The organism is Streptomyces sp. DSM 106670 (assembly GCF_055792845.1).
In genome coordinates, this window is sequence record NZ_CM147704.1 from 2077293 (window position 1) to 2096109 (window position 18817).

The window sequence follows — 18817 nt, forward strand, 5'->3', positions numbered from 1 at the left end:
GCTCTACTTGGTGGCGTGGATCTCGAGAAGCGTGTGGTCGCGGTTCTCGGGATCGGCGGTCTCGCCGACCGGCGTCCAGGTGTTCTTCGGGACGTCGAAGGAGGCCTCGTCGCCGCCCACGGCCTCCATGTCGACCCGCAGCGTGTAGTCGTTGCCCTTGACCCCGTAGACCTGCGGGAGTTCGAGCGAGAGGAAGCCGCTGTTGCCGGTGACCCGGAAGCAGAAGCGGCCCTTCTCGCGCGAGAAGACCTCGACCAGTCCGGTGGCGGACGCGCAGTCCGCGAGCAGGATGTGTCCGTCGCCGCGCTTGAGGAGGATGCCCTGCTCGGCGAAGATCTTGTCCGCCTCCGGGTAGGCGAAGTCCTCCACGGCCACCGGCGGCAGCTCGTCGGCCGCGGCGGCCGGGGCGCCGGGCTCGGCTCCGGCGAACGGGGCGCCCACCAGGACGATTCCGGTGACGGCGGCGGCCGCCAGGGCGGAGGAAAGGAAGGAACGGGCTCTCACTGCTTCATCAGCCTCTCGTAGTCGGGCCACAGGAACGGCCGCACGAGGGAGCAGTGATGCGCCGCTCGACCGAAATCGAGGCCCCCTCGGCACGTACCGTCCACCCGGCACGTCAACTTCACATGCCGAGCCGAATATTCATATCATCCACATGGTCACGACCGAGGGCGAAGGGTCACCCGGATCTTTCACGCCGCCCCTGTCCGGATCGCCGCGCAGCCGCTATCCGGTCAGCTGGGAGGTGGAGGGAACCTTGTCCTTCACCTCGGCGCCCGCGTCCTTGCCGGCGTTCTTGATGCTGTCGATGACGCTCTCGAACGCGCCCACATCGCCTTCGCCCGCCTCGCCCTTGCGGAGCTTCGTCCCCAGCCCCTTGAGCGATTCGATTCCGGCGGTGAGCGGGGCGACGGCCTTCGACAGCAGCGGGTCGCCCTTGGCGTTCTCCGCCGCGGCCCTGAGCCGGTTGTAGGCGAACCCGCCCGCCAGGCCCGCCTTGACGAGGGCGATACGCCGCCCCTCCGCGCCCTTCTTGAACGTTCCGGCGCGGTACGGCTTCACGATCCACTGGTACGTCGCACCCGCCGCGAGCCCCGCGTTGGCGACGAACCGGGTCTTGGCGAGCCGCTGCTTCTCGGCGGAGGCCGAAGGGCTGGCGCCGGAGGGGTCGGCCGCCGCCGACGCGCTCGCCGCGTTGCCGCCCGCGGAGTCTCCGGAGTCGCCGCACGCGGTCGCGCCCGTCAGAAGGGCGCAGGACAGCAGCAGCGCGGTCAGGGTGCGGCGGAGCGGTACGGGACGGGACACGGCGGGCCTCCTGACCGGACTGAACGGGCCAACCCGGGCATGTCACAGCGAGTGACGGACCTCGGCACTCCGGTTCAGCCTCGCCCGTTCTCCCCTCGGTCGCCACCCGGTGCGGGCCGTCCGGGTTTCACCCTGCGTAAAGCGGCAACCAGAGTTCCATGTCTCCCAGAACCCGTTCAGGAAGCAGTTCAGCGGCTCGTGTGATCGCCGTCGTGGCCGACATCCTGGCCTTCATCATCATTCTCTGGATCCTGATGTACCTGCTGGACGCCAACCGCGGCAACGACTTCGTGCAGTGGGTGCACGACTCGGCCCGCTGGCTGGCCGGCTGGTCGTACGACCTGTTCACGTTCGACAAGGCGTGGGCGCGGGTGGTGGCCGGTTACGGTCTGGCGGCCGCGGTCTACCTCTTCATCGGGCACGCGGTGGCGGGCCGGCTCCGCCGGGGCTGAACCGGCTCCGCCTCAGGGCGTGTTCAGCGGCAGCAGTCCGGCTCCAGGCCGACCGGCAGCCGCTCGCCCGCGAAGACGGCGGTGGTCGCCTCGTCGCCCCCCAGCGCGGCCACCGCCAGCAGCAGGGAGCCCGCCGTCCAGGTGGTGAGCTCCTCGGGCCAGAAGGCCCGGTTGCCCTCGAAGACGTACCCCGTCCAGTACAGCCCGCCCTCGGCGCGCAGGTGCTGGACGGACTGGAGGATCTCCAGCGCCCGGTCCGACTCCCCCGTCACCCAGAGGGCCAGGGCCAGTTCGCAGCTCTCGCCGCCGGTCACCCAGGGGTTGGGCAGCACACAGCGCACCCCGAGACCGGGCACCACGAAACGGTCCCAGCCCTCCTGGATGCGGGCGGTGGCCTCGGCCCCGGTGACCGCGCCGCCGAGGACCGGGTAGTACCAGTCCATCGAGTAGCGCCCCTTGTCGAGGAAGCGCTCGGGGTGACTGCGGATCGCGTGGGCCAGCGCCCCGGTCGCCAACTCCCAGTCGGGCTGCGGCTCCTCGCGGCGCTCGGCGATGGCCAGCGCACAGCGCAGCGCCTGGTGGATCGAGGAGGAGCCGGTCAGCAGCGCGTCGCTCACGGGCGTGCCGTCGGGCTCCCGCTTCCAGCCGATCTGCCCGCCGGGCTGCTGGAGGCCGAGGACGAACTCGACGGCCGCGAAGACCGTGGGCCACATCCGGTCGACGAACGCGTCGTCGCCGGTGGCGAGGTAGTGGTGCCAGACGCCGACGGCCACGTACGCGCAGAAGTTGCTCTCCAGGCCCCGGTCGGTCGGCTGCTGCGGGTCGCCGTCGTGGTAGGCGGCGTACCAGGAGCCGTCGGCGTTCTGGTTGCGGGCGAGCCAGTCGTAGGCGCGGGCGGCGGCCTCGTGCTCGCCGGCCGCGTCGAGCGCCATCGCGGTCTCGGTGTGGTCCCACGGGTCGAGGTGGTGGCCCCGGAACCACGGCAGCGCCCCGTCCTCCCGCTGTACGGCGAGCAGGGCGGCGACCGTCTCGGACGCCTGACGTGCCGTCAGGACACCGGGCAGGACGAGGTGTTCGGTCTGTTCGGGAGTGCTCACGCCTCGGCCTTCGGAAGGTGCGGCTTGGTGGCGTAGGCGACGAAGCTCTTGCCGACGACCGGGTTGAGGAGCTGCTCGGCGACCCGGGTCGCGAGCGGCTTCTTCATGATGTCCCAGACCAGCAGCTTGTGGTAGGCGCGCACCGGCAGCGCCTGGTCGTTGTCCACGCCGAAGGCGCACTTCAGCCACCAGTACGGCGAGTGCAGCGCGTGGGCGTGGTGGGTGCCGTACGGCTTGAGTCCGGCCTCGCGGATGCGGGCGAGGAGCTGGTCGGCCTTGTAGATGCGGATGTGGCCGCCCTCGACCTCGTGGTACGCGTCGGAGAGGGTCCAGCAGATCTTCTCGGGGCCGTAGCGCGGGACGGTGATGGCGATCCGGCCGCCCGGCTTGAGGACCCGGACCATCTCGGCGAGGACGCCCTTGTCGTCCGGGATGTGCTCCATGACCTCGGAGATGATCACGACGTCGAAGGAGTCGTCGGGGAAGGGCAGGTTGAGCGCGTCGCCCTCCATGGCGGTGGCGGTGGCGCCCTCGGGGGCCTCGCCGGCCTCCTTCATCGCGGCGAACCACTTGGCGACCTCGCGGATCTCCTCGCCGTTCTGGTCGAGGGCGACGACCTGCGCACCGCGCCGGTAACACTCGAAGGCATGCCGGCCGGCACCGCAGCCCAGGTCGAGCACTCGGTCGCCTGCGGCGAGCGGGAAGCGGGTGAAGTCGACGGTCAGCACGAGGGCCTGCCTTCGAGGTCGGAGGTACGGGTTGCGACGATCGGGTCCGCGGTCGCCCGGAGGCGCGCGGCCGCCCGGGAGTCCACGGTCACCTGCGGACTCCGCGGGCGGTGATCGCCCGACGGTACAGCTCGGCGGTTCCGGCGGCCGCCCTGGCCCAGGTGAAGTTGGCCAGCACCCGTGCGCGGCCCGCCGCGCCGAGCCGGGCGCGCAGCTCCGCATCGCCCAGCAGCCGGGCCAGCGCCCCGGCCAGCGCGTCCGCGTCGCCGGGCGGGACGGCGAGACAGGTCTCCCCGTCGCGGCCGGAGACCTCGGGGATCGCACCGCCGGTGGTGGCGACGAGCGGGGTGCCGGTGGCCATGGCCTCGGCGGCGGGCAGCGAGAAGCCTTCGTACAGCGAGGGCACGCAGGAGACCTGGGCGCTGCGCACCAGGTCGACGAGCTCGGCGTCGCTGATGCCCTTGACGAACTCGACGGCGTCCGCGAGGCCGTGCCGCTCGATCGCCCGGGCGACCGGCCCGTCCTCGGCGCGCTTGCCGACGACGACGAGGTGGGCGTCGGGGTTCTCGGTACGGAGCTTGGCGAGCGCGTCGACGAGGTGGACCAGGCCCTTGAGCGGGACATCGGCGCTGGAGGTGGTGACGATACGGCCGGGCACCTCGGCGACGGAGGGGTCGGGCGACCACAGGTCGGTGTCCGCGCCGATGTGGACGACGCTGATCCGGTCCTTGCGTACGCCGAGGTCCTCGACGATCTCGTCGCGGGAGGAGCCGGAGACGGTGAGGACGGTGTCCAGCTTGCGGGCGACCCGCTTCTGCATCCGGGTGAAGGCGTACCAGCGGCGTACGGAGGCGCGTCGGCGGCGGCTGGTGGCGGCTTCCAGGTCGAGCCTGCGGTCCACGGTGATGGGGTGGTGGATCGTCGTCACCAGCGGCGCCCCGAGGTCGCCGAGGAGCCCGTACCCGAGGGTCTGGTTGTCGTGGACGACGTCGAACTCGCCGCGCCGGGCCAGCAGGTGGCGGCGGGCACGGAGGCTGAAGGTGAGCGGCTCGGGGAAGCCGCCGGTCCACATGGTGGCGACCTCGGCCAGGTCGACCCAGTCGCGGTACTCGCCGCGCTTCGGCGTACGGAACGGGTCGGGCTGGCGGTAGAGGTCGAGGCTGGGCAGCTCGGTGAGCGGAACGCCCTCGTCGAGCACCGGGTAGGGCTGGGCGCCGATGACCTCGACGCTGTGGCCGAGCCGGGCGAGCTCGCGGCCGAGGTGGCGGACGTACACGCCCTGCCCGCCGCAGAACGGATTGCCCTTGTAGGTGAGGAGTGCGATGCGCAACGGCCGGTCGCCGGTCCCGGCGGAGCTGCCGTCGCCCGTGCGGGGGCCTGTCTCTATGGCCTCAGCGGTCACACTCGGCCCCCTTCTGACTGCGTGTTCGCCGGAGCGTAACCGGTCGCGCTAATCTAGAACAAGTTTCAGACTTGATAGAACATGTTGCAGACTTGATCGTTCGACGTGCATCGAATCTACCGGCAGGTAGCGTCGGCGGAACGGCCGGATCAGGTGATTCGCGCCACGACGGACGCCCTGGCATGCTGTGCGCGCCCGGCCGGGGCCGCTTCGTCCGTCCGGGTGCGGTATCAAGCCATGGATCACGGATCGTGGATCGGGGACAGCATGACCGCGGACGCCAGACCGGCAGCGCCTCCGCTGACCGAACGCCAGGAGGCCCGTCGCCGCCGCATCCTGCACGCCAGCGCCCAGCTGGCCAGTCGGGGCGGGTTCGAGGCGGTGCAGATGCGGGAGGTGGCCGAGGCCGCCGGGGTCGCGCTGGGCACCCTCTACCGCTACTTCCCGTCCAAGATCCATCTGCTGGTCGCGACCATGCAGGACCAGCTCCAGCACATGCACACCACGCTCCGCAAGCGCCCGCCGGCCGGCGACGACGCGGCCCAGCGGGTGGCCGAGACGCTGATGCGCGCCTTCCGCGCGCTGCAACGCGAACCGCACCTCGCGGACGCCATGGTCCGCGCCCTGACCTTCGCGGACCGCAGCGTGAGCCCCGAGGTGGACACCGTCTCCCGGCTCACCACGGCGATCATCCTGGACGCGATGGGCCTGGAGCACCCGACCCCGGAGCAGCTCTCGGCGGTCCGGGTCATCGAGCACACCTGGCACTCGGCGCTGATCACCTGGCTGTCGGGGCGGGCCTCGATCGCCCAGGTGAAGATCGACATCGAGACGGTCTGCCGCCTCATCGACCTGACGGCGCAGGACCGGCCGGAGCGGGAACCGGAGCGGGGCTGAGGGTCTGGGCGCCCGCGAGCGCCACCACGGCCGCCCGGCGATGGTCCGTCCACTCGGTCAGCGGGACATCGTCCCGCCCGGCCTTGAACAGCGCCTCCCGCCGGACCCACAACCGCAGCAGCGCCGGGCCGGGGTCCGGCCCGGCGCCGGCGGCGTCCACCTCGGCCTCCGGCAGCAGCCGCCGCAGTACGGGCAGGGGCCCCGGCCGCCGGGTCAGGGGCTCCACGTCGATGCCGACCGGGCCCGGCCCGACCGCCGCGGCGACCAGCCCGTCGGCGTGACTGAGACTGGCGCCCAGGCCGGGGCGGTCCGGCAGATACGGCCGGCCGTGTCCGCTCTCCCCGCACCCGGGGCAGCGCTGGGCGGGCTCCATCTCGTGGGGCGGCCGCCCGGTGACCCGGGAGGCGCACAGCCGCAGCAGCAGCCGGGCCGCCACGACATCGGCACGCCGGGCGGGCACCCGGACCGCCGCGAGCCGGCGCCGCTCCCACGGGGCGAGCATGTCCTCGTCCAGCTCCGGGCAGGCCAGCACCTCGGCGGTGGTGGCGACCAGCGCGACGGAGGCCGCGCTCACCCGGCCGGAACCTCCGCGCGGCCGACGGAGCCCAGGAAGCGCTCCTGGACGCGGGCGAGGGTGCGGAAGTCGTCAATGGTGACTTCTTGCAGGTCGATACTGTCGCCGGAGATCTCCTCCAGGAGATCGATGAACTCCAGGAAGTCCATCGAGTCGATGAGACGGGCCTCGATGAGGTCCTCGTCGACACCGATCGGGCCGTCGAGGCCAGGGTTCTTCTCGTGGAGCCACGCTGAGACCTGGTCCATGGGGGAATCGCTCCTCTGACTGTTCTGGTGACTGCCGGGCGTAACTGCTGTGACCGTCAGGACCCGGTGGCGGCCCGGAGCCGCTCCAGGGCCTGTTCGGCGGTGCCGTGGGCGAGGATCATCGCGTGCACCCAGCGTTCGACGCCGAAGGCGACGCAGGAGCTGTACGCGGGACCGTGCGAGCCGGCGCGGATGCCGAGCCGCTCGCCGAAGAAGTTGCGGTGCCGGTTGACGGAGCCGATGGCCGTGCCGTCGGGGGCGCTGTACTCGTACTTCACCGGGTCCAGCGCCATCAGGCGGGCCCGCGATCCCCCGTTGTCGTAGAACGGGTCGTCGGCCGCCGCCCGGGTCAGGACCAGGCCGAGCCGTCCGGCCACCTCCTGGATGAACTCGCCGCCGCGTTCCTGGTGTTCGGAGGCGCCGTCCTTGGTTCCGAGGTAGATCACCTCACGCATGTGGAACCCCCAGAGGCGGCGCAGGCCGTCGTAGTGGGTCTCGTTGCGGAAGCAGCGGCCGACCGCCGAGAGCCGCAGCCCGTCCTCGCCGACGTCCTGGCCCTCCAGGGAGAGCAGCAGGCCGTAGCAGGTGGCGGACGGCAGCACATGGCCGGTCGGGTGCAGCGGGAGGTCCTGGGGCGAGCCGCCGGAGGCCAGCCCGTCGAGCGCGTCCGGGCCGAACCGCCCGGCGGAGACGCCGAGATGGGGGAAGTTGCGGAAGAAGTCCAGCCGTGCCAGTCCGTCGACGGACAGCAGGGGCGGCCCCACGACCTCGGGGGCGGAGAGCCGGGCGGCCAGACCGGTCAGCAGATCGTCCAGCCCCCGCAGCAGAGCGGTGCGGACCGGGTCCAGCGTGATCAGCCCGGCACCGGGGCTCTTCAGCTCGATACCCGGCAGGGCCGTGATGCTGGATGTGTTCATGAAACCGCGTCTTTCTCGGTCGGGACGGCCATCGGCGACCCACCGGATGTACGAACCGCATCGCCATGACGGCGGCGACCCTGAGCAGGGCCGTCGACAGGTCCGCCAGCAGGGCCGTCACCGGCCGGAGCGCGGGCAGGGAAAACGGCTTGACAGCCCGTCACGGACCCGACCGCGCCCTTGGACATTAGGCCCGTGGCTCGCTTGTTGTCTAGACCAAAAATACCGAACGACAAGTATCGGTTCCGTGTCTGTCAAGCACATGACCACACCCCATATCCCCATATGTGCCAGGCACTTGACAGCTCAGGCGGTCTGGACCAATCCTGCTGATCGACGTGGTCACGGCTCCTCCCGCCACGGCACTGCCATCCGTCCCGCCGTCCGCGGCGACCCCGCTCCCCCGGGGTCGCCGCACGGCCGGCCGAGGAGAAGAACCTGCCATGAACCTCATGACGACACCCGCCCCTCGCCGCCGGCCCCGCCTGCACCGCGCGGCGTCGGACATCCCGTACTTCAGCGCGGACGGCGAGGCCTACCTCGCGCAGACAGCCCTGCGGGAGCTCGACAAGTCGCGTCCGCTGCGGGTGCTGTCCGAGGAGGACTTCGCCCACTGGCAGACGTACGGCTACGTCATCGTCCGGGAGGCGGTCCCGGCCTCGGTGGCCGGGCAACTGCTGGACTTCACCTGGGACTTCCAGGGCCTGGACCCGGAGCGGCCGGAGAGCTGGTACGAGGACCGGCCGCTGCGCTCCGAGCTGGACCAGCAGCTGCACATCTACGGCTTCGTAGAGGCGTACCACCACCAACTGCTGTGGAACAACCGGCAGTCGCAGCGGGTGTACGACGCCTTCGTCGACGTATGGGACTGCGAGGAGCTGTGGGTCACCCTGGACCGGCTCAACCTCAACCCGCCCAACCGGGGCAACCGTGACCGCGCCCTGATCGAGCCGACGGACCGGGGCTTCGACATCGAGCTCCACTGGGACATCGACACCACGCTCGCCGTGCCGCCGCAGCGGGTGCAGGGCATCATCGCGCTCAACGACACCCGGCCGGAGACCGGCGGTTTCCAGTGCTGCCCGGAGCTGTTCCGGCAGTTCGACACCTGGAAGACGCGGCAGCCGGGCGACCGGGACCCGCTGCGCCCGGACATCGACCGGGACGAACTCCCGGTCGTACGCCCGGATCTGCGCCCCGGCGACCTGCTCATCTGGAACGGTCTGCTGGCCCACGGGGTGGCGCGCAACCTCTCCGAGAACGGGGTGCGGGCCGTGCAGTACCTGTCGATGATGCCCGCGCTGGAGGAGCACGAGCGGCTGCGCAAGTCCCGGGTGGAGTCCTGGCGCCATCTGCGGACGCCGCGCTGGAACCGCACCCTGGTCGGCGACCCGGTGCTGCCCGAGTCCAAGCGCTACCCGACGGCCGAACTGAACGCTCTGGGCAGCCGGTTGCTGGGGCTCGCCTCGTGGCAGGACCCGGTCGAGGAGACCGAGGACGCCGCGGGCACGGCATCCGCCGCCCCGAGCGGGGAGCCTTCGTGCGCCGCGTCTGCCTGACCCTGCCCACCCACCGGGCATGCTCCGGCACCATCGCGGCGATCGGTGAGGAAGCGGCGTACGGGGCACGGGAGTTCGGCGTGGAGGTGCACCTCCTGATCCTGGACTCCTCTCCCGAGCCGGTCCTCGCCGAGCACCGGGCGGCGGTGGCCGCACTGCCCGCCTCCCCCGGGGTGACCGTCCACCACCTCGACGAGAACGAGCAGCGCGCCTTCCTGCGCGAGGCGACCGAACGGTCCGGCGCGACGTCGGCCGCGGCGGACCGGCTGCTGGGCCTGATGTTGCCGTCCCGCGTCTCCTACGGGGCCTGCACCAACCGGGCGTTCCTCATCGCCCAGGCCCTCGGCTGCACGTCCGTGCACCGCCGGGACTCCGACAGCCGCTACCAGCACCTCGACGGCGAACCGGTCTTCCCGCTCCACCAGGAACTGGCCCACCTGGGCCGACGGGCGGACGACGTACGGAAGTCGGCGACGAGAAGCAAGCTGCCACCGGGCTCGGGCGACCGCCGGGTGGCGGTGGCGGGCGGCTCGTTCGTGGGCGAGATGTCGGTGGACGTGGCGGAGATCCACGAGCTCGACCCGGACACGTACGGCGAACTGATCGGCCTGTCGCTGCCCGAGGGGTACCCGGATTTCTGGCGCAAGCATCTGATCGACGAGTCGTTCCGGGGCGCGGGGAACGGGACGTTCGACGGCGACCGCGCGACGCTCGCCCCCATCAGCCCGATGCGCGTGGACATGTGCAACATCGCACTCGACCACGAGGTCTATCGCAGGGTCCCGCTGCCGCCCGCACCCGACACCATCGGCACCGACTACTTCCTGCTCCACCTCGCCCACGACGCCCGGCTGCCCGGCCTCCAGCACAACCGACACATCGTCAACTTCCATACGGCGGAACGGCGTACGGACGCCGGCTTCCTCGCGTACCAGCTCCGCTTCGCGAAGTTCCTGCTGGCGAAGACGTATCTCAACGCCGTGTACGCGAGGACGGCGGAGGCCGGTGACGCGCTGCTCGACGCCGGGGGCCACATCCGGGCGTCCGTGGTCGCCGGTTTCGTCCGGGACAGCGTCGCCCTCGACCGTACGGAGGTCGCCCACCGCCTCGACGTGATCGAGCGGGCCTACCGGCGGCTCGGCGGCCGCTACACGACGGTCGCGGACACCCTCGCGGAGAGCCGCGGCCCGCTCCTGGACGAGGCCCGGGACGACATGGCCGACTTCGCGCTGCTGATGGACCACTGGGAGGCGCTGGCCGGCGCGAGCGCCGAAGCGGGCCTGGAGCAGCAGGTCCGGGCCGTGACCCGATGAACTCCGCCGCCGACAGGGAAACGATGCACCGGAACCCCCCGCACACCACCACGACCACGGTCACCGTCGCCTACAAGGGCGGTGAGGAGCGGCGTGGCCCGATCACCATGGGCCAGGCCAACATGATCCGCTGCATCCTGCGGGACGACCCCACCCACATCAACATCCACGATGTGTGGCCCGTCCCCGAGGGCGCCACCGTGGCGGCCGTCACCGACGCCCTGCGCGTCCTGGCCGTACGGCACGAGGGGCTGCGCACCACCTTCCCGCACCCGCCGGAGGCCGCACCGGTCGACCAGGCCGTGGCGGCGGAGGGCACGTTCACGGTGACCGTCCTCGACCACGCCGAGCTCCCCGCCGACCCGGCGGGGTACGCGGAGTCGGTGGCGCGGGCGGCCCGGGCCGGGCGCTTCGCCCTGGAGCGGGAGTTCCCGATGCGGATCACGCTGCTCACCGTGGCCGGACAACCGGCCTATGTGGCACTGGCGTTCAGCCACGCGGTGGCCGACGGCAGCGCGATGGCCATCCTGCGCGAGGAGTTCGCCGAGCTGCTGGCGGGCAAGGAGCTGCCGGGGCTCACGTCCCTTCCCCCGGTCGACCTGGCCGCCGTGGAGGCCTCCCCGGCCGGGCTGCGGAAGTCGGAGGCCTCCCTGCGGTACTGGGAGCGGATCCTCCGCACCGGGCCGCAGGAGATGTTCGCGGAGCCGCGCGGCAGGAGGCCGGGGACCGACGAGGAGGCCCGGCAGCTGACGCTGCGCTCCCGCCGGGGCGGCCGGGCGCTCGCCGGGGCGGCCCGCCGTACCGGACACCCCGAGGCCACCGTGCTGATGGCCGCCTGGTGCGCCCTGGTGGCCCACCGGGCGGGCCAGGACAGCTGTGTCACCGCCGTCCCGAGCGCCAACCGGTTCCACCCCCGGGTCGCCCGTTCGGTGACCACCACGTCCCAGGACGCGCTGCTTCACCTGGACGTCCGGGTGCCCGCCTTCGACGCGCTGGTCGCCCGGACCTGGGGGGCGGTGCTCAACGCCTACCGGCACAGCCAGTTCGACTCCGTACGGCTGTGGGAGATGATCGACCGGGTCACCGCCGAGCGCGGCAGCCACTTCGGCCGGGACGTGGTGTTCAACGACGTGAGCGCCCTGCCCGCCCCGCTCCTGGGCACCGACGCGCAGGACCACGACGACGCCGGGCAGGAGCTGACCTGGGGGCCGCCCCAGACGCTGCCGACCCGGCTGCTCGCCTTCACGTACCGGACGGCGCCCCGGCTCCACATCTCCCTGTGGGCCGCCCCCTCGCTCTTCACCCCCGAGGAGGCGGAGGGGTTCCTCTCCGGGCTGGTCCTGCTCCTGGAGGCGGCCGCCGCCGGGGACGTACCGATGGAGGCGCTGGCCGAGGTGACGGGAGTCCGCCCCGCCGAACGCGGGTCCGGCTGGCTCCGGGTGGACGGCTGCTGGGTCTCGCCCGACGCGGTGCGCGAGACCCTCGGCCGGGCGGTGGGCGGACTGCCGGTGGGGGTGCAGGTGACCGAGGCGTCCGGCGCGGAGCCCCACCTCACGGCGTACATCGCCCGCGGCGACACCGCGTTGACGCCCGAGGAGGCCCACCGGGCGCTGACCGCCCTCATCCCGGCCGCCGGTTCGGGGGTCCTGGCACCCCACCGCTACGTAATCGTCGAGAACCCACCCACCGAGCCGGACCGGAGCGACGCATGGCGTCGGCTGAACACCATCGATGAAGGGACCGGCAGGAGCCGGCAGGTGTGACATGAGCGTTGACGACACGACCCTCCAGAAGCCCGAACCGCTGCCCAGCCCCTGGCGGTCGGGCCGGTTCCGGCTGTTCTTCACGGCGCGCAGCGCGTCGCTGCTGGCCGACGGCATGCTGATGGTGTCCCTCACCACGGCGGTGCTGGGCGCGGGCCACGGGGCGAGCGGCGTCGGGTACGCGCTGGCGGCGTGGATGACCCCGATCGTGCTGCTGGTGCTGTTCGGCGGGGTGCTGGCGGACCGGTTCACCCCCCAACTGATGATGATCTGCGCGGACGTGGCGCGCATGCTGGCCATGCTGACGCTGGCCGCTCTCCTCTTCTCCTCCGACAGCGTCCCGCTGTGGCAGATCATGGGCCTGATGGCGCTGAGCGGCGCCGCGACGGCGATGTTCCAGCCCGGTATGGCGAGCATGGTCCCGCGGGTCGCCGAGGACATCCAGAAGGCCAACGCGCTGCTGCGGATCTCCGAGGCCCTGAGCACGCTGCTGGGCCCGGGCCTGGCGGGCATCCTGGTGGCGTACTGGCAGGTCTCGGGCTCGTACCTGGTCATCGCGGCGGCGTACGCGCTCAGCGCCCTGGTCCTGCTCCCCCTGCGGAAGCTGCACACGGAACGCGACGAGGGCGACGCCCCGATGTGGCGCAGGCTGGCGACGGGCTGGCAGGAGTTCCGGTCGCGCCAGTGGCTGTGGGGCGTCATCGCGGTCTGGTCCGTCTACGGCCTGTTCGTGTTCGGCCCCGCGCTGCCGCTGGGCGCGACGCTGATGATCGAGCAGCACGGGGCGAACGGGTACGGCTGGATCGCCTCGGCCGACGGCGCGGGCACGATCATCGGCGGCCTGATCGGCATGCGGGTCCGCCCACGCCGCCCCCTGGTCGCGGGCGCCCTGGCCATGCTCTGCTTCGCGCTCAACCCCTTGGCCCCGGCCCTGGAATGGTCCTTCGCGGCGACGGCGATCGCGCATGTCATCGCGGGCTACGGCTTCGCGTTCTGGGGCGTGATGTGGGCGACGAGCGTCCAGTCGCACATCCCGCTGACGGTCCTGAGCCGCGTCTCGGCGTACGACGTCGCGGGCTCCATCATGGTCATCCCCCTGGGCCGCGCCCTGGCGGGCCCGGCGGCGGACGCGTTCGGCGCGAACGAGGTGCTGATCTTCTCGTCGGTGATGTCGTTCGCCCTGCTGGCGGTGATGCTCAGCGTCCCGGCGATCCGGGCTCTGCGGCGGGCGCCGGAGGGCGCACTGAGCAAGCCGGCTGCCGAACCGGCGGTCTGAGCTGCCGGTTGCACCGGGGCGGGCGCGGCGAGGCCCGGGAACGCCAGGTCGCGGCGGTGCAGGCGTTTGAGGCATCCGCGCGGAGAGGAAAGTACGGAATGAGTGTGGTGGAGAGCTGGTCCCGTGTGGTCAGTCTTCTTGAGCAGCACGCCCCCGCCGATCACGCGGATCTGCCGGGGCCCACTTCTGAGCGGATGCTCGCTGCCTCCGAGGAACGGATGGGTGTTCCTCTCCACCAGGATCTGCGGGCATGGCTGTTGCGGAATAATCTGGATCTTCCCGAGGAAGATGTGGATGACGATCTGGCGTGTTGCGGCTTCGTCGGATTCCCGGACGAGGGAAGCTTCTTTCTGGGTATCCGGGCGATCGAGAAGCTGTACGCGAATCGCTTCACGCCCGGCGGATTCGATCCTCCGGACCAGCCGGACAATCCCTTCTGGCGCAATGAGTGGATCCCGTTCCTGTCGGACCAGGACGGCTGGATGGGAAAGTTCGTCGACGGGCGGGACGGGCGTGTCGGCAGGTGGTTCGTGGGGGACATCACGATCACGGGCGAGTACGAATCCCTGGCTCACTACTTCGACTCCGTGGCAGAGATGCTGACGAAGATCGCCGATGGAAGCTACCCGGTCTGTGAAGTCGCCGACGGGCGTCTCGTCTGGTCCTGACCCGCCCCTCACTCCTCCGGCGGAAACACCACCTCCCCCGACCCCGCCAGCGTCAGCGTGATCGCCTCCACCGGGCAGCCCTCCGCCGCCGCGAGGACGTGTTCGCCCGCGTCGCGGTTCTCCTCGGTCGGGTGGGACTGGCGGGCCGAGTCCAGGTGGAAGGCGTCGCCCGCGTGGTTGACGCACATGCCGGAGCCAATGCAGACGGAGCGGTCGACCTCCACGTGCCAGCGGTCGCCCATCATGCCTCCCGGTAGCCGGCGGGCAGGTGGATCATCTTGTGCTCGAAGAACTCGCCGTAGCCCTCGGGGCCGAACTCGCGGCCCAGGCCCGAGTTCTTGTAGCCGCCGAAGGGGCCGAGCATGTCGAGGCTGAAGGTGTTCACGCTGTACGTGCCCGTGCGGACGCGGCGGGCCACGTCGATGCCGCGTTCCGTGTCGGCCGTCCAGACGCTGCCGCTGAGGCCGTACGGGGAGTCGTCGGCGATGCGGACCGCCTCGTCCTCGTCTCCGTACGGGATCAGGCAGATCACCGGGCCGAAGATCTCCTCGCGGGCGATGCGCATCGAGTTGTCGACCGAGCCGAAGAGGGTGGGTTCTACGTACCAGCCTCGCTCCTGGGAGGCCGGCACGTTGCCGCCCGTGAGGATCTTGGCGCCCTCCTCCTGGCCCAACTTGATGTAGTCCAGGGAGCGTTGTTGTTGGCGGCGTGCCACCAAGGGGCCCAACTCGGTGGTCGGGTCCAACGGGTCGCCCACGCGGAGTGCGCCTGCCGCTGCCGCGAACGCCTCCGCTATCTCGTCGTAACGGCTGCGCGGGGCCAGGATGCGGGTCTGGGCCACGCACGCCTGGCCGTTGATCATCCAGGCGAACGGGACGATGCCCGCCACCGCCGCCTCCAGGTCGGCATCGGGGAGGATGACCGCTGCCGACTTGCCGCCCAGCTCCAGGGTGACGCGGGTCAGGTTGCGCGACGCCACCTCCATGACGCGGCGGCCGGCCGCGACCGAGCCGGTGAAGGAGACCTTGTCCACGTCCCGGTGAGCCACCAGGTACTCGCTGACCTCCCGGTCCGCCGGGAGGATGGAGAGGACGCCGGGCGGCAGGCCCGCCTCTGCTGCGATTTCCGCCAAGAGGTAAGCGTCCAGAGGGGTTTCCGGGGAGACCTTCAGGACCGCCGTGCAGCCGGCCAGGAGGGCAGGGGCCAGTTTCGCCGCTGCTGTGAACTGGGGGACGTTCCACGGGACGACCGCGGCCACCACACCCACCGGTTCCCGGCGGACCAGGAGCGGGCCGAGGACTCCGTCGCGGCGCTCCTCGTACGGGAACGTACGGGCCACCGTGATCGCCGAGTCCCAGACCATCATCGCGGCCAGCGCCTGCACCATGACGCTCGCGCTGTACGGGGTGCCGTTCTGCGCACTGATGAGGCGCGCGAACTCCTCGTGGCGTACGGCGAAGGCGTCCTTGATCCGGGTGATCACCGCGATCCGCTCGTCCAGCGACATGCGGGGCCAGGGTCCCTCGTCGAATGCCTGGCGGGCGGCGGCGACCGCTCGGTCCACGTCGGCCTCGGAGGCGTGCGGCACGCGGCCGATGACCTGTTCGGTGTGCGGCGAGATCACCTCGATGACCTCGGTGGAGAGCGGATCGGTGAACTCCCCGCCGATGAACAGGTGTCCGTGTTCCACAAGCTCCGTACGTTCCGTCATGGCTGCCGCCTCCCGCGAACCCGCACACCCGTAACTGACTGTTCGTCAGAACTGATACCAGTTCCTGTTTCAGGAGTCCACGGTGCGGACCGCACCCGGGCGGCGAATAATTGGTAGACCCGGGCTACCACTGGAACGAGTTCTCGTTACAGTGGAGGCCGGCGCGGAGATGGGAAGCCCATGACTCAGGTGACGCAAGTGCCTCAGGTGACCGACCATGGCGGAGGCGTCCACAGCATCAAGGTGCCCATCCCGGACAACCCTCTCGGGCACACCCTCGTCCATCTCGTCGACACCGACCGGGGACCGGTCCTCATCGACACCGGCTGGGACGACCCCGCCTCCTGGGACACCCTGGTCGCCGGGCTCGCCGCCCTCGGCACCGCCGTCACCGACATCCACGGCGTCGTCATCACCCACCACCACCCCGACCACCACGGCCTCTCCGGCCAGGTCCGCGAGGCCTCCGGGGCCTGGATCGCGATGCACGAGGCCGACACCGCGATCGTCCGGCGCACCCGGGACTCCGAACCCGGCACCTGGCTCGACTACCTCACCCGCAAGCTCGCCGCCGTCGGCGCGCCGGACGACCACCTCGCCCCGTTGCGCGCCGCCCGCAGCGGAGGGCGGCTGCGGACCCTGCCGGGACTGCGTGCCGCCCTGCCCGACCGGGAGATCGTGCCCGGCGAGCTGCTCGACCTGGCCGGGCGGCGGCTGCGGGCCGTCTGGACGCCCGGGCACACCCCGGGCCATGTCTGCCTCCATCTGGAGGAGCGGCATCCCGCCGGGCTGGAAGGGAACGGGCGGCTGTTCTCCGGCGACCATCTGCTGCCGGGCATCAGTCCGCACATCGGGCTGTACGAGGACCCGGACGACACCGCCGTCACCGACCCGCTCGGCGACTACCTCGCCTCGCTGGAGCGGATCGGCCGGCTCGGGGTGGCCGAGGTGCTGCCCGCGCACCAGCACGCGTTCACCGATGCGGGCGGGCGGGTGCGGGAGTTGCTGGACCATCACGAGGAGCGGCTGACCGGGCTCCTCGCCCTGCTCGCCACGCCGCTCACCCCGTGGCAGCTGGCCGAGCGGATGGAGTGGAACCGGCCCTGGGCGCAGATCCCGCACGGTTCGCGGTCCATCGCCGTGTCGGAGGCCGAGTCCCATCTGCGGCGGCTGGTGAAGCTCGGCCGCGCGGAGGCCGTACCGGGCGGGCCGCCGGTGACGTACATCGCCGTCTGACACCCGGCATCCCGCCTCGGCGGCCCGCGCGGCCGGTGACGTACGGCGCCGTCCGAGCCCCCGACCGGCCCGCGCCCCCGGTGACGTACATCGCCGTGCGGGCTCCCGGCCGCTCCCCTACGGACCGGTAGAGTGGGCAGGTCGTCATCATGCCCGTACAGGGGGAAGCCGGTGCGAATCCGGCGCTGTGCCCCAGCCGTGACCCGTCCGCCCGACGGCAGCCGGACCGCCCTCCGCGGAGCGTGACCGGCTCGGGCCACCGGAACCCCGGTGGCCGGCACCGTCGAGGCATACGGGGCCGGAACCCGGTGCCCTCGTGCGCCCGGGGAGTCCGGCCCTCGCAGGAGAGGCCCAGCCAGCCATGACCGTACGCCGCAGCGCAGCCGCGCTCGCGACCACCGCCGTGCTTCTGGGCGCGGCCGCCCCCGTGGCGGTCGCCGCGCCGAGTCCTTCCCCGTCGGCGGAGCTGCCGGCCGGGCTCTACGGCACCGCGGACCCCACGTACGACGGGGTGTGGCGGCAGTCGCTGGCCTTCCTCGCGCAGAAGATCGAGTACGTCACGCCGTCGACGCAGGCGGTGGACTGGCTGGTGGGGCAGCAGTGCGACAGCGGGGCGTTCACCTCGTACCGCGACGCCTCCAAGCCCTGTGACGCGTCCACGGTGATGGACACCAACGCCACCGCCGTCGCCGTCCAGGCGCTCGTCGAGGTGAACCTGCACCGGGACGCCGCGAACAACGGCGCCGACTGGCTGAAGTCCGTGCAGAACGAGGACGGCGGCTGGGGCTACAACCCCGGCAGCCCGAGCGACGCGAACTCCACCTCCATCGTGATCGGCGCGCTCGCCCGCACCGGCGTCCCGGTCGGCGAGCTCACCACCGCCGACGGCAGCACCCCGTACACCGCGCTCCAGGCCCTGGCCATCCCCTGCGAGGACAAGGACGGCGGCGCGTTCGCCTACCAGCCGGGCAAGAAGGGCGAGCTCACCGCCAACCTGGACGCCACCGCGGCCTCCGTGCTCGGTCTGATGGGCAAGGGCATCGCCTCCGGCACGTCCAACGCGGTCAAGGACCCCTCCTGCGCCAAGGGCGACGACCTCAGCCCGGAGCAGACCGCCCAGAACGGCGCCTTCTTCCTCGCGGACACGCTGAAGAAGCAGCCGTACCTGGAGCAGGCCCCGATGCCGGGCGCCGAGGACAGCACGCCGCAGCCCGACTACGGCAACACCGCGGACGCGGTCGTCGCGCTCGCCGCCTCCGGGCACAAGAACAAGGCCCAGTCCTCCGTCACCTGGCTGCAGAAGAACGCCACGGGCTGGGCGAAGCAGGGCGGTCCGGCCGCCACCGCGCAGCTGATCCTCGCGGCGCACGCCACCGGTGCGGACGCCCGCAGCTTCGGCGGCGTCGACCTCGTCAAGCAGCTCAACGCGACCGGACCCGCCCCGGCCGCCACCGCCCTCCCCTCGCCCACGCCGACCGGTCCGCAGCCCTCCAGCGGCACCGACAGCGACGACAGCGGGCTGAGCCTGGGGTGGCTGATCGGTATCGGTCTCGCCGCCGGTGCGGGCATCGGCTTCCTGCTCAGCATGCGCCGGAAGAAGCAGCAGCCGTGAGCCGTACGTCGCGGGAAGCGGCCGTGCGGCGTGCGCCGCGTACGCCGGTCCCGGCGCGG

At 71.8% G+C, this 18817-nt stretch carries 19 protein-coding genes; 9 read left to right on the forward strand and 10 right to left on the reverse strand.

The genetic code is table 11. The annotated features are described in order from the left end of the window. Nucleotides 1-3: 3 nt before the first annotated feature. Together ACSMXR_RS09130 and ACSMXR_RS09135 are read right to left on the reverse strand one after the other, a co-directional pair. Nucleotides 4-504, reverse strand: a complete 501-nt coding sequence (locus tag ACSMXR_RS09130) for a hypothetical protein (RefSeq protein WP_218527702.1) — start codon at nt 502-504, stop codon at nt 4-6. 222 nt (nt 505-726) lie between these two features. After that, nucleotides 727-1305 (reverse strand): hypothetical protein, encoded by a 579-nt coding sequence (locus tag ACSMXR_RS09135; protein WP_137235235.1) that lies wholly within the window; start codon nt 1303-1305, stop codon nt 727-729. A gap of 158 nt (nt 1306-1463) precedes the next feature. On the opposite strand from ACSMXR_RS09135, the gene ACSMXR_RS09140 reads away from it, so the two are divergent. Then, nucleotides 1464-1757, forward strand: coding sequence for a hypothetical protein (locus ACSMXR_RS09140; RefSeq protein ID WP_063751842.1), 294 nt, complete (start codon nt 1464-1466; stop codon nt 1755-1757). Nucleotides 1758-1780: 23 nt separating this feature from the next. Here ACSMXR_RS09140 and ACSMXR_RS09145 read toward each other — a convergent pair whose 3' ends face one another. The 3 genes from ACSMXR_RS09145 to ACSMXR_RS09155 form a co-directional block, all read right to left on the reverse strand. After that, entirely contained in the window at nt 1781-2854 is a 1074-nt protein-coding gene (locus ACSMXR_RS09145) for a glucosidase family protein (RefSeq protein ID WP_137235236.1), read from the reverse strand. Beyond that, nucleotides 2851-3582: a class I SAM-dependent methyltransferase gene (locus ACSMXR_RS09150; protein WP_030081035.1), complete on the reverse strand. Its 732-nt coding sequence runs from the start codon at nt 3580-3582 to the stop codon at nt 2851-2853. The genes ACSMXR_RS09145 and ACSMXR_RS09150 overlap by 4 nt, the downstream gene beginning before the upstream one ends. 88 nt (nt 3583-3670) lie before the next feature. Next, nucleotides 3671-4984: a glycosyltransferase family 4 protein gene (locus tag ACSMXR_RS09155; RefSeq protein ID WP_137235237.1), complete on the reverse strand. Its 1314-nt coding sequence runs from the start codon at nt 4982-4984 to the stop codon at nt 3671-3673. A 267-nt stretch (nt 4985-5251) separates the two neighbouring features. Here ACSMXR_RS09155 and ACSMXR_RS09160 point away from each other — a divergent pair, with 267 nt between their 5' ends. Further along, nucleotides 5252-5881 (forward strand): TetR family transcriptional regulator, encoded by a 630-nt coding sequence (locus ACSMXR_RS09160; RefSeq protein ID WP_137235238.1) that lies wholly within the window; start codon nt 5252-5254, stop codon nt 5879-5881. On the opposite strand, the gene ACSMXR_RS09165 is transcribed toward ACSMXR_RS09160, so the two are convergent. Genes ACSMXR_RS09165 through ACSMXR_RS09175 form a run of 3 tightly spaced genes read right to left on the reverse strand, consistent with a single transcriptional unit; the run spans nt 5829 to nt 7620 of the window. Beyond that, entirely contained in the window at nt 5829-6455 is a 627-nt protein-coding gene (locus ACSMXR_RS09165) for a 4'-phosphopantetheinyl transferase family protein (RefSeq protein ID WP_473171605.1), read from the reverse strand. The genes ACSMXR_RS09160 and ACSMXR_RS09165 overlap by 53 nt on opposite strands. After that, entirely contained in the window at nt 6452-6703 is a 252-nt protein-coding gene (locus ACSMXR_RS09170) for an acyl carrier protein (protein ID WP_137235240.1), read from the reverse strand. The genes ACSMXR_RS09165 and ACSMXR_RS09170 overlap by 4 nt, the downstream gene beginning before the upstream one ends. A gap of 56 nt (nt 6704-6759) precedes the next feature. Continuing rightward, nucleotides 6760-7620: a class-II aminoacyl-tRNA synthetase family protein gene (locus ACSMXR_RS09175; protein ID WP_137235241.1), complete on the reverse strand. Its 861-nt coding sequence runs from the start codon at nt 7618-7620 to the stop codon at nt 6760-6762. Between the two features lie 443 nt (nt 7621-8063). Here ACSMXR_RS09175 and ACSMXR_RS09180 point away from each other — a divergent pair, with 443 nt between their 5' ends. The 5 genes from ACSMXR_RS09180 (at nt 8064) to ACSMXR_RS09200 (ending at nt 14199) form a co-directional block, all read left to right on the forward strand. Then, nucleotides 8064-9179 (forward strand): phytanoyl-CoA dioxygenase family protein, encoded by a 1116-nt coding sequence (locus tag ACSMXR_RS09180; RefSeq protein ID WP_374202324.1) that lies wholly within the window; start codon nt 8064-8066, stop codon nt 9177-9179. Beyond that, the gene (locus ACSMXR_RS09185) at nt 9161-10492 is read left to right on the forward strand and encodes a DUF6271 family protein (RefSeq protein ID WP_473171606.1); all 1332 of its coding nucleotides are present in this window, start codon (nt 9161-9163) and stop codon (nt 10490-10492) included. The genes ACSMXR_RS09180 and ACSMXR_RS09185 overlap by 19 nt, the downstream gene beginning before the upstream one ends. Continuing rightward, nucleotides 10489-12255, forward strand: a complete 1767-nt coding sequence (locus tag ACSMXR_RS09190; protein ID WP_473171607.1) for a condensation domain-containing protein — start codon at nt 10489-10491, stop codon at nt 12253-12255. The genes ACSMXR_RS09185 and ACSMXR_RS09190 overlap by 4 nt, the downstream gene beginning before the upstream one ends. A 1-nt stretch (nt 12256) precedes the next feature. Beyond that, nucleotides 12257-13531: an MFS transporter gene (locus ACSMXR_RS09195; protein ID WP_137235245.1), complete on the forward strand. Its 1275-nt coding sequence runs from the start codon at nt 12257-12259 to the stop codon at nt 13529-13531. 98 nt (nt 13532-13629) lie between these two features. After that, a complete protein-coding gene (locus tag ACSMXR_RS09200) occupies nt 13630-14199 on the forward strand; it encodes an SMI1/KNR4 family protein (RefSeq protein WP_473171608.1) in 570 nt (189 codons plus the stop codon). Between the two features lie 8 nt (nt 14200-14207). Here ACSMXR_RS09200 and ACSMXR_RS09205 read toward each other — a convergent pair whose 3' ends face one another. Together ACSMXR_RS09205 and ACSMXR_RS09210 are read right to left on the reverse strand one after the other, a co-directional pair. After that, entirely contained in the window at nt 14208-14441 is a 234-nt protein-coding gene (locus ACSMXR_RS09205) for a ferredoxin (protein ID WP_103508313.1), read from the reverse strand. Further along, nucleotides 14441-15910: an aldehyde dehydrogenase gene (locus tag ACSMXR_RS09210; RefSeq protein WP_473171609.1), complete on the reverse strand. Its 1470-nt coding sequence runs from the start codon at nt 15908-15910 to the stop codon at nt 14441-14443. Before ACSMXR_RS09210 ends, ACSMXR_RS09205 begins: the two co-directional genes overlap by 1 nt. Before the next feature lie 198 nt (nt 15911-16108). Here ACSMXR_RS09210 and ACSMXR_RS09215 point away from each other — a divergent pair, with 198 nt between their 5' ends. Together ACSMXR_RS09215 and ACSMXR_RS09220 are read left to right on the forward strand one after the other, a co-directional pair. Further along, complete coding sequence (locus tag ACSMXR_RS09215; protein ID WP_381794184.1) at nt 16109-17146, forward strand: MBL fold metallo-hydrolase; 1038 nt, start codon at nt 16109-16111, stop codon at nt 17144-17146. Between the two features lie 361 nt (nt 17147-17507). Then, nucleotides 17508-18758, forward strand: coding sequence for a prenyltransferase/squalene oxidase repeat-containing protein (locus tag ACSMXR_RS09220; protein ID WP_137235248.1), 1251 nt, complete (start codon nt 17508-17510; stop codon nt 18756-18758). Nucleotides 18759-18817 lie beyond the last annotated feature (59 nt).